The organism is Burkholderia sp. Ac-20365 (assembly GCF_017104715.1).
Classification (GTDB): Bacteria; Pseudomonadota; Gammaproteobacteria; order Burkholderiales; family Burkholderiaceae; genus Paraburkholderia.
On sequence record NZ_JAAGPI010000008.1, the window covers coordinates 122,676 to 133,717 of the forward strand.

The 11,042-nt window shown below is 59.8% G+C and carries 8 protein-coding genes; 5 read left to right on the forward strand and 3 right to left on the reverse strand.

The window, feature by feature from the left end; genetic code table 11:
- Positions 1–15: 15 nt before the first annotated feature.
- Entirely contained in the window at positions 16–5,139 is a 5,124-nt protein-coding gene (locus G3O01_RS16660; RefSeq protein WP_205806237.1) for a hypothetical protein, read from the reverse strand.
- 229 nt (positions 5,140–5,368) lie between these two features.
- Between G3O01_RS16660 and G3O01_RS16665 the strand changes: the two genes are divergently transcribed.
- The 4 genes from G3O01_RS16665 to G3O01_RS16680 are packed head-to-tail and all read left to right on the forward strand — an operon-like array spanning position 5,369 to position 7,445.
- Positions 5,369–6,355, forward strand: a complete 987-nt coding sequence (locus G3O01_RS16665; protein ID WP_205806238.1) for a hypothetical protein — start codon at positions 5,369–5,371, stop codon at positions 6,353–6,355.
- Complete coding sequence (locus tag G3O01_RS16670; RefSeq protein ID WP_205806239.1) at positions 6,352–6,669, forward strand: hypothetical protein; 318 nt, start codon at positions 6,352–6,354, stop codon at positions 6,667–6,669. The genes G3O01_RS16665 and G3O01_RS16670 overlap by 4 nt, the downstream gene beginning before the upstream one ends.
- Positions 6,670–6,671: 2 nt before the next feature.
- Entirely contained in the window at positions 6,672–7,151 is a 480-nt protein-coding gene (locus G3O01_RS16675; protein ID WP_205806240.1) for a hypothetical protein, read from the forward strand.
- A gap of 33 nt (positions 7,152–7,184) precedes the next feature.
- Positions 7,185–7,445: a hypothetical protein gene (locus G3O01_RS16680; RefSeq protein ID WP_205806241.1), complete on the forward strand. Its 261-nt coding sequence runs from the start codon at positions 7,185–7,187 to the stop codon at positions 7,443–7,445.
- 67 nt (positions 7,446–7,512) lie between these two features.
- On the opposite strand, the gene G3O01_RS16685 is transcribed toward G3O01_RS16680, so the two are convergent.
- Together G3O01_RS16685 and G3O01_RS45765 are read right to left on the reverse strand one after the other, a co-directional pair.
- Entirely contained in the window at positions 7,513–8,217 is a 705-nt protein-coding gene (locus tag G3O01_RS16685) for a hypothetical protein (protein WP_205806242.1), read from the reverse strand.
- Between the two features lie 130 nt (positions 8,218–8,347).
- On the reverse strand, positions 8,348–9,694 hold the full coding sequence (locus G3O01_RS45765) for a site-specific integrase (protein WP_205806243.1): 1,347 nt from the start codon (positions 9,692–9,694) through the stop codon (positions 8,348–8,350).
- Positions 9,695–10,028: 334 nt separating this feature from the next.
- Here G3O01_RS45765 and G3O01_RS16695 point away from each other — a divergent pair, with 334 nt between their 5' ends.
- Positions 10,029–11,036: a hypothetical protein gene (locus G3O01_RS16695; protein ID WP_205806244.1), complete on the forward strand. Its 1,008-nt coding sequence runs from the start codon at positions 10,029–10,031 to the stop codon at positions 11,034–11,036.
- Positions 11,037–11,042: the final 6 nt, after the last annotated feature.

Genomic DNA, 11,042 nt, shown 5'->3' on the forward strand with positions numbered 1-11,042 from the left:
GTGGGGCGATGTGTTTTACTGCGTGGCGGCTGCTTTGGTCTTCCGTTTCGGGCGGCGGACCCGAGTCAAGGCACGACTTGCGTTTGCGTCGGCGGTTGCATTTTTCGCACCCCTGCAACGGACATAGGCTGGAAGGCCCGGTCGCTTTATCGGCATTTTCGGGTCTGCCATCAGTTGCAACGATTCAGCCAGGTCCTTGTCTGGAAAGCTGTACCCGTTTGCGTTCATGCAAATAACCGTTGAGAAATGAACGAAGTCTTCGGCCTGGTTCTCGTAGACTTCGACACTCTTCCGCATCACTGACAGTATTGCGTCGGCGCGTTCCTGGTCAGCCGGGGTGATTGCCGGTCGACGATGAAGATCGTCAAGCAGAATGCGAATGGAGCGGAAGCGCGCGCTCATCTGCGCGCCACGCTGGAGCGTAGCCATCGCGAGCTTTTTATACTTCTCGTCGACCGTGAGCGCTTCGTCTGGATGATTTTCTTTCTGTACGGCGTTCTGCTGTTTCATTGGTTCGTCCTTCCCGATGCCTGAAAGCATGGAATCCATGTGTATCTGAATGGGCGTGACCGTGCCACCCGGCGCGGCCGATGGGCTTAACGCCGCGCTGCTGCGGCGTCGTTCCTGTTTCGACCACAGGTGCATGTATGGGTCACCGTCGTGCAGGACAAGCGCATCAGGCGACATGCTTGCGTTCGCCTTCACGCGGCGGTGGATCATGCCGTCGTCGCCGATGTACTTCTCGTAAATCTCGTTCGCATGTCCGTCGTTGATCTTCGCGTGCGCCAGTTCTTTCGCCTGTGGCGACGACTCCAGCAGCCTGACGAAATCACGCTTGAAGTCCTGCATGCCCGCGCGCCGCATCGCCACGTCGGTACGCTCCAGCACGTTATGCAGCGCGTTCTGTGACAACGTGCCTTCGCGCCCGGTTGCCTGTTTCGCTTTCGGTGACTTGAGGCTGACGGATGCCGAGCGCGACAGCGCATCCTCGGTTTCGTCCGGGTCGCCCGTGAGCGGCAGATACCACTTGTAATCAGGTCGCGCCTTTTCCATCGCGGGTGTGAGCAGGCCCGAATCGCGCAGTACCTTGTCGCGATGATCGAGCATCGGTTTCAGGTGATCGCGATAGAGCTTTTCGTAGAACTGTTCGAGTCCTGGGGCGTGCTTCGCCAGGTCGCGCTGGATCGCGTCGATTTGTTCGTCGGTGCGACCGGACCCCGCCAGGTCATTGCCCTGTGTCTTTTCGGCAATAACCTTGTTGCGCTCCTTGCCGTGCTTCACGTAGTTACCGACAGAGCCGATGTCCTCAAGAAACTGCTGATAGCCATGTTCCCTGTAATACGGCATGTCCTTGTATTTTGTTTTCCACGCGTCGGCGAGCGTCTTCATCATCGGCGTGACGTGTTCGTGTTCGAAGTCTGCAATGTTTTTCTGCGTCTTCGCTTCGAACATACGCATCGTATGGATAAAGTCTTTTCCTGCTGCCGTGTTACCGCTGCGGCGCACGAGCTGGACGAGCGGGTTCCTGTGGTCGAAAAAATTCGTGACGAAGTTTTCAAGTGCTTTCGGCTGCGGTGCTTCGCCACCTTTCGTCGCCATGCGCGCGGTGTTGCGTGCCGCCGAGCGGGCGGCAAACTTCGGGTTCGCACGAATGTCCTGGATGCGCTCGCGTAGCGTCTGCTGCCGTTCGACACGCGGGATGGACGTACCGGGTACGGTCTTGATCGCGGGCGCGGGCCGCGAAAACATGGCGCGCGCCGTACGGTCAACCGGTTCCGCGATGCTTCGCCCACGGTCACGCAGATACACCTGTGTGTCGCGTAGCAGTTTCGCGACTTCGGCATCCGACAAGTCGCCTTTCGTAAGTCCGATCTTCCTGAGAAACGTCCTGACGGCATCGAGCACGCGTCGCGCGAAACTGTTCTGCATGTTCCGTTCGGCCATCATCGCAACCATTTCCCGCCCACGCCGTTCAGCGGACAGTCCCGCCTGACGTGCATCGACTTCTGCGCCAATCTTTCTAAAGGTGCTGTTTCCCGCGTTTTCGCCTGCTATGACTTTTTTCGCCAGATCGTCCATCAGCTTCGAACCGACCATGTTTTCCAGGCCGTAGTGACCGATAAGTTCATGCCGCGCGACTTCGCGAGCGCGTTCTGGTGTGTCGATGTTTCCTGCTATTAGTGCAACCTGGCCGGTTTTAGGATCGAAAACACCTTCCACGTCATTTGCGCCTTCGGCCTTCGCCTGCTTTTGCAGATGTGCCGGCAGGTCGTCGACGGTGTCATAGACCTGTACGTTGTGGTTGTAGTCCTGATACTCGCCGGTCAATCCTGCCTTGTCGATCTGCTTCTGGAGTGCCGTTTCCGTTGCATAACGGTCGGGTTCGGGCCTCGCGCCGATCTTCGCCATCTCGCGTGCGTAGTCTTCGGCGAGCCAGTCGGGATTTTCGCGGGTCTGTGCTTCCAGACGCTTCGCACGATCCGGCATGTCCGCGTCGGTATAGTCGGCCTTGCGTGCCTCTAGCGCCAGCTTCTGGAACGCTGGATCGCGCTTCATCGCCAGATAGTCCGTCTTGCCGAAATGTGGCTCGAATCCCTGTCGTTTCAGCCGTTCGACACGTTGAGGGCTGATGCCTTCCTTCATGGCGATGTCGGGCTTGACGCCTTTATCCATTAGAAAGCGCGCCATGACCTGCGGGCGACGTTCGAATTCCTCCGTGCCCTGACGCTGCACTTCGGATGCGTCCAACTCGCGGTCGGCGGTCATTTCGCGCGCTGCGTCAAATTCCTTCCTGAGCCGGTCAAGTGCGCCAGGTTTGAAATGGTGTTCGACGGACGGATAGCGCGGCGAGTAGATGTCGGCCCCGAAAACTCTAGTGCGTGCTGCGCCTTTTGGATCAGCAAGTTCGCGTGAGCCAAGCAGCGAGATTTCGCCGAACCCGGTCGGAGTGTGTTGCTTGCGCGTAACAGCAAGTGAAGGGACGGGAATGCCGCCCATCCTGAGTGCGTGCATGAGATTTCGCGCACTCAGGTTATGCGTCAGCATCAGTTCAGGTACGTCGGGTTCAGCAGCCTTTTTTCGCGTACGCGAAAACATTGCCTTTTGGCCGTGCGCCGCCGCGACATCGGCGTCGCGGTCGCTGCCCGTCAGCCGGAAGTCACCGCGTTCGGCGTCGGCCTTTGCGCGTTTCTCTGCTTCGTCGATGCGCTTCTGTTCGTCCTGCTGCACCTGACGCTGGCGCGCATCACGCTCGCGCAGTTCGTCAGGCGTCGGCTGCGTCAGTAGCGGTTCTTCTGACGCTGCCGGTTCTTCCTTTACGGCTTGCGGCCTGCGTCCGGCTTCGGCGCGTTTTCCGCCAGCATCGCGCGGTCGGGCGGTCCCGACTGTTTCAGCAGGTTCACGGTCTGCTGGTCCTGCTCGTCGAGTGGTTTGCCCCTCAACAGTTTGTGCAGAAGGCTCACGCCCTGAGGCGATTGCCATATCTTGCGGCCTTGTGGCGTCATTCAATTTCTCCAGTATTTGCGAGCGTCCGGCGCGTTCTACAGGCCCGAACATATCTTCATTTGGTTTGGATGCCTCACTATAGGCGAAGTCCGCAACGCGCTGCAACGCTTCACCAATCTTCTTTGCAGATCGCGAATTTTCCGCAAAAAGCCGGACGATTTCCTGCGTGTCAGGCGACATTGCCATATCGCCCTGTTTGGCGAACTCATTCAGCTTCACGCCTTGCCTGCGCGCATTGACGGCCAGTTTCGCTGCGTCGGTCACGGCAGCGCGTATATCGAAATCGCCCATACCGTCGAGCCGTGACATCGAACCGGCCGCCGTTGCCATGCCACCTAGCACGGTGCGCGCTTCCGGGTCGGTGGCCTGCGCATACAGGCGTACCAGTTCGGGATCGTGATACGCGCGTGCGAACGTCGCCGCCATCAGCCGGTCAACGGCCTGAGGTGTGGGCGAGCCATCGGGATTCAGCAGCCCGACCTGTTCACTCACGGGCATCGAGCGCACGAATGCGCGCACGGATTCAGGTGACGGCTCGCCGTTGTCATCGAAGTCCAGCGCATCCATATCGATGCGAGCGGCGTCGTTGTGTGCCTGTTCGACGGCGGACAGTGCAGCCGTGCCCGACGTGTTCGACACGTCGCCAATGTCGCGTGTGACCTGGTCGCGCGGCATCATGCGGACCAGCACGGGTTGCTTCATGTTTTCAATCGTGCGTGCCGGTATGCCGGTGAGCGCGGCGTCCTGCGCGATACCGGCGCGATAACCCGCCGTCGTGCCACGGTCATACGCGGCCTGCAAACCTGCGACGCGCCCGTTGCCTGCAATCGCGCGCAGCATGTCGGGCTGGCCTTTCTCATATCCCGCGACGGTCGTGCCGTCCGCACGGTTGGACGGCAACAGGGTATCCGCTTCGACCACCGCATACTGCACGGGAATCTGCCGGCCATCGGCGGCAACACTCACGTCCTGGCGTCCAAGCTGTCCGGCCGGTATGTCCATCGACGGATTCGCTTCGACGACAGGCGCACCGTTCGCGAAGTCGCGAGAAAAGCCGAGACGGTTCGGGTCGGGATTCGCCGCGATGGTGTTCATCTGCTGGATTGCGGCGGCGGTCGAGCGGTCGCGGTTCTGCAAGACAGCCGGTTCGGCCTCGGCAGGCGGCTGTGCTTCTGGCGCCGCTGTCGATGGTGTCGTTGCCGCCTCAGTTCGAGCGGATTCGAGCGGTGTCCGTGCTGTCGCCGGTTCCGGCCGTGCAGTCTGTGCGGCCTCGTCGGTGGGCGGCTGGTCGCGCATGCGTTGTGCGCGCAGAACGTCGGGCGAGAGGCCAAGGTCTTGCGAGCGCTTCTGTGCGACGCGTGTACCTGCAATATCGCCATAGGTGGCCGGACGCACAACACCGTACCTATCGACGGTGTAACCAGCGCCAGGCGCGGCATGCTCGGGCGATGGCAAGGCTGGCAGTCCGGCTGGTTCAGGTTGCGTTGAAGGTGCAGTGTCGTCGGCGGCTGGATTGTCACGCGTGCGTTGTGCGCGCAGCACGTCGGGCGAGAGGCCAAGGTTCTGCGTGCGATCCTGAACGGCTCGCGCGCCCGCCACGTCGCCATAGGTGACCCTTCGCGCCTTTGCCGCCATGAAGTGTCGCAATGTCGTACTTGTTACCGTAGCCGAGCCATTGCATATAGTTTTTCATGTCGGCTATCTGTTGCTGCGTGTCTGCTCGACCAGATAGGCCCGAATGCGGTCGGTCTGCTGCCCGATGGAAGCGGCAGTTACCGGCGCAAGGAAGTCGCCCGCAAGGGATACGAAGTCGCGCCGACAACGTACATGGACTTCCGTTTCGTGAAACCCAAGGGAGGAAGCGATGAATGAGTTGCAGGTTGTTGACGACAAGCCGCCTGACCTGTCGCCGCGCAATTTCACCGAACTGATGGAGTTTGCCGAAATACTCGCAAACTCGAATCTCGTGCCGAAGGATTACATCGGCAAGCGCGACAACATCATCGTCGCGATGCAATGGGGTAGCGAACTCGGCCTCAAGGCATTGCAGTCGCTTCAGAACATCGCGGTCGTTGGCAACCGTCCGTCAATATGGGGCGACGCGATGCTCGCACTGGTGCTCGCTTCGCCAGTGTGCAAAGACGTAGTGGAATATTTCGAGGGCGACGGCGACACACTGACGGCCGTCTGTGTCGCACAGCGGCACGGGCGCGGGGACAAGAAGGCCATGTTCTCACTGGCCGACGCACGCACGGCCGAACTCACGGGAAAAGATGTCTGGAAAAAGTATCCGCCGCGCATGCTCCAGATGCGTGCGCGTGGCTTTGCGCTGCGCGACCAGTTCGCCGACGTGCTGCGCGGCATGCCAATGGCCGAACTGGAGATCGAACGCGTTCGCAACATGGGACCGGTCGATGAAGTGCCACGCGAGACGCCTGAATCCGCATCCGGTTCGCGTACAGACGCGGTCAAGCAGAAGCTGAGAAAGCAGCAGTCGCCAACGCTGGCCGACGTGCTGAAAGAGATCGACGGGGCACAGGACGCGGCAGCCATGCGCAAGGCTGGCGAACGCGCCGCGCAACTCGTCGACGAAAAGGAGAAGGCGCAGGCCCGTGAGCGCTGGCAGCACAAGCTGGAAACATCGCGAGCGCCAAAAGCGCCCGCGCAGGACGGCACAACCGAACCGGTCGTGAACTATGCAGAAGTCGCCGACGCCATCAGGAACGCCACCAACCGCGATGATCGAGCGGCAGCGGCCGACCTGATCCGTCACATTCCATCGGAAGAACAGCGCGTTGAACTCGGCGAACTGTACGGGCTGGTTGCGCGCGAACAGGGAGAAACGCCATGAACGAACAGCCGCAGGCTGACGAGAAAATCAATGGAGACATGCCGATACCGACGATTTTCGACATGTGGGAGCGCCATTCCCGACACCTGATCCCGTCCAGTGCCGGACGAATGCAGTTGCTGATGACGCGCGCGGCCTTCCTTGCGGGCATCTCCGCGACCCTGCATCTGTTCGATCAGATCGCGGAAAAGCTCTCTGAGGAAGACGGCGCAACGGCAATCGCCAAGTTGCACGAGGACGCGGACAAGTTTTCCGCCGACCTGCTGGTTGACGGCATCGAGTACGCGCTGAACCGCGCTGGCGCGAGGCTGTGACCATGTTCACGCTACAGCACCATCCGGTGAAGATTACGCATCTGAACGTGAGAAGCGAATCGCACGGCGACCAGGAGCGCACCGCTATCGACATCAAACTGACGTTCGACCTGCCGTGCGAGGCGCTCGACAGCATGAGTCCGCAACTGCGTACGTCGCTCTATCTGCTCGACGGCAGGAAGCCGCCAGCGCTCAAGCACCCGCGCCTGGGACCGCTGCGCTGGACGGGCGAATACAAACATGTCTCGTTGCACCTTCACGCGTGCGACCTGTTGAGTGATGACGTGGTGATTGGCGACACGCGATTCTGCAAGATCGTCGCGTCACCCAGGGAAGGCGGTACATGCGCGTTCACCTGTCAGGTGCAGGCGCATCCACAGGAGGACGACGCGGGCAAGCTGCTGATGCTACTGAAACGCCAGGTTCCGGCGACAGTCGACGCACTCGACGAAAACGACGGTACGGAAGCCCATCAATCCTGATGCGACGGGGCGCATCGTTCAGGGAGCGCTGTCATGGACGAACCCAAGACCATCGGGCAGTTCTGCGCGATGGTCGAAATCAGCCGATACACGTACTACAGGATGCGCAGGCGCGGCGAAACCCCAAGAGAGACACGCGTGACCGCGCGCCGCACCGTGATCCTGCCCGAGTCGTTGCGCGCGTGGTTCATCAAGCGGGACCAGGAAGCGCTACAGAAAGCCGAGTCGACACCGAAGCCCGTCAGAAAGCGCAAGCCGAAGAAGAAGAAAGAAGCGGACGAGCCGTTACCATAGTGCACTACGCGGCGCATCGCGCGCCGCTATTGCTTAGCGTACAAAAACCTTTAACCACGCCCGCATGCTAGGTTCTTGGCGCATTGGTTTCGTGTGAAAACCTGAATGATGCGGGATTTGCCGGATCTTGTGCGAGGCCGACCCGCATCATTGATGGATCACTTGGGTGACGAACCGTTGTATATCCCGCTTCCATTAGTCCCGTCGGCAACTGCCTGATCTCTTGCACCAATTGCTGATGGGAGTAGATAAACGCTTCCTTTACGTCACCATTAAGCACGTAATTGTTGGCAATAAGCCGCGCATCCCTTGTGCGATTCAACACTTGATACTTCGTCTCTCGCTCGCCGTCATTGAGAACAAAGCTCGGCTCAATCAATGCCACCGCTCCGTCAAGCTCTGCCAGAAACTCCCGCTGCGCAATCACGATGTTGTAGCCAACAGCGAGTTGGTCGGTGTACCGCAGGTCATACGACTTTTTGCACAATTGCAGGAAGGCGGGGTTGATGCTGTCATACAAGCTCTTGTTGATGCCCCGTACTGCGTTCCAATGCGCTGTTTTTAAATGGCCGTGGCTTTCCATCCCTCGCGACGCCATGATCGCCTTGAAGTATTTCTCGATTGCCGTACTTGCCAACACCGCGCCCTGTGTCAACAGACCAGCATTAAGTAAGACTCTCGCTCCGATGTAATCATCAAAAGCGACTCCGAGGAATTGCACCACTTTTTTAACGTGATCCGATTTGACCAGCTTGCCTTCACTCTTCCCCATCGAACGCCCCCGTGTAGATCAATTTTAGTTGTGTCGCCAAAATCAAAATTTGCGACACGGGGAAGGATAGCTGAATCCAGATTTGGATGTCTCGACGCACATTGGTTCAGAGGGGAAAGACCTAGCAAACCTACGCAGCCGCCGCGACAAGGAGGTTATTCGCCGAAGCGCGGCCAAGCGACACCGCATTGATCGCGCGCGAAGCAAACTCTGGCGAACGGTGCGCGTATCGCATCGTCTGTTCGATCCGGCTATGACCGAGCCAGCGGCTGACGACATCAAGCGGTGCGCCACCCGTTACGGCCCACGTCGCGAACGTATGTCGCAGATCGTGCCAGCGCAAGTTCTGGATTTTTGCCGCGCGTCGAATTTCTACGAAAGCCTTGACTTCCCGCAGCGCTCCACCGGACTCGTTTGGAAAGACCAGCAAGGGGTGAACATTCCCGCTGAAACACTGCGCGCGCCATGCCGTCAGCACGGCAAACAGTTCGTCATTGATCGGCACCACACGCGAGCGGTTCGTCTTGCTGGTGCGAACAGTGATTTCGCGGCCGTACATGTCGATGTCGGTCCAGTACAAGGAAAACTGTTCCTTGCGGCGCAAGCCCGTATTGAGCGCTGTCAGCACGGCAGGCTTGACATGGTCCGCGAACTCCTGACGGGCGGTCGACGTATCGTCAGCCCACAGCCGCGCCTCGCGTGCGTCCAGCGCCTGGTGCAGTCGCTGTGCCTCGTCCCAATGAAGCCAGCGGACCCGCTCCGGTCCTTCGTCCGATTTCGTTACGTTCTCTGCCGGGTTGGTGGATATGGTTTTATTCTCGACCGCATGGCTGAAAAGCCCCTTGATCTTGTTGAGCTTGCTGTTCATCGTCGCAGGCTTGACGCGCTTTTCGGGCGCACCGTTCGTGGCAGGGCGAAGCACTCGGGACAGTTCGGCCGTTTTCCAGTCGGAAAACTCTTTGGTCGTGAAGCCGTTCAACGGGCGGTTCAGCCACGACATAAACGTTTTTTCGATGTCCGCGACGATCCGCGCGCCGGTCGACCGTTCAGCCCTGACGAACGGGCCGTAGGTGTCGGCCAGGTACTCCCCCAGCGTCGGGACCACCTTGACCCGTTCGGCTTCGTTCGCTCGCTGCTCACGTTTCGCAAGAATGGTGCGGCTGTCGTCGGTGCTATGCTCGACCGTCGCGGCGAACTTCGCGGCCATGTCGCGCGCCTTGCCGGGTTCGGTTCCCGGCCAGTTGGCAATGAACCGGCTGCCTTGCTGGCGTTTGCCGTCAGCGGTGCGTGGCTTGTCCCAGCGGTAATAGAAAGCGACCGAGCCGGTCGGCGATACCTTGATGCAAAACCCGCGCAGCTTTTCGTCCGGAATGTAGCGCGACTTACCGTTACCCTTGATGGTCAGCAGGTAATCGCGATTGATGTTGACGCGTGCCATTTTTAGCCCTCTCCCTGGGTCGTTGATCGACCGTCGCACAGGGCAGCGTAGGACACATAGAGGACACTTTCCGTATGACACTCTATGCAACCCTATGCAACCCTATGCAACTCTATGCAACTCTATGCAACGTAAGGGTTTGATTTTTATGGCTTATGACACTCTAAGCAACTCTATGCAACAGTAGAAATGCCCCGCACAGGGGCAACACTAATAAACCAATAACATCGCGCGGATGCCAGCAACAACACCAGCAAACCAAACCAACCTCCCCCAACTGCGTTGCAAAAATCTGTAACCAACCCACCTGCCCCTTAACCCGCATAAATCCCCTGATTCATTCAGAATGAATTTCCATCAACAGGGGCAGTCATTGAAGAAATTGAAAAGCAAACCGCGCCACCGCTTGAAACGGTTGCTACTGGCGGGCGCGGCCTGTTTCGCACTACTGTCGCGCAGCGCGTCGGCGCAGGAAATCGCGCTGTACGGCGGCTTGCTGAAGGGTGCGGACACCAACACCTACGCGTGGGCGATCGACTATACGGAAGGCTTTGGAAGATACCTCGCGGGCAGTATTACCTGGTTGAACGAAGGCCACATGCCCGACCATCATCGCGATGGTCAGGCCGTGCAAATCTGGGGCCGTCTGCCCCTCGCGCAGAACCGCTTCGTGTTCTCGCTGGGCGTCGGGCCGTATCGCTACTTCGATACGGAAGCCGCCTCGCAAGGTCAGGGCTATTCGAATACCCACGGCTGGGGCGGCCTGTTCAGTGCGCGCGCAACCTGGTACACGTCGCGGCGCTGGACCACGAGCCTGCAACTGAACCGCGTGCAGGTGTCGCACGGTCCGTCGACGACAGCCGTGCTGCTCGGCGTCGGCTATCAGCTCGACGCGCCCGACGAACCGGGCCCGCGCGCGTGGGCGCTGCCGCGCACACACGACGTGACGAACAACGAAGTGACGGTGCTGGTTGGCAAGACCATCCTGAACAGCCTTGAATCGCAGTCGTCGGTGGGCGAGGCGATCGAATACCGGCGCGGGCTGACGCACTTCGTCGACGGCACGATCGGCTATCTGCATGAAGGCGGCGGCCTGAAAGCGCGCCGCGACGGTCTGACCGCGCAGCTCTGGCTCACGCGCGCATTTTTCGACGATCAACTGACGCTCGGCTTCGGCGCGGGCGCCTATGCCGCGATCCATCACGGCGAAGATCCCGATGATCGCCCAACGGGCGACGGCATCCTCTCGGGCATCGTGTCGGTGTCGGCGTCGTATCGCTTCACGCAGCACTGGGCCGCGCGCGTGACATGGAACCGCGTCGTCACGCGCTATAGCCGCGATACGGATGTGCTGATGGGCGGTATCGGTTACCGGTTCTGATTCTCC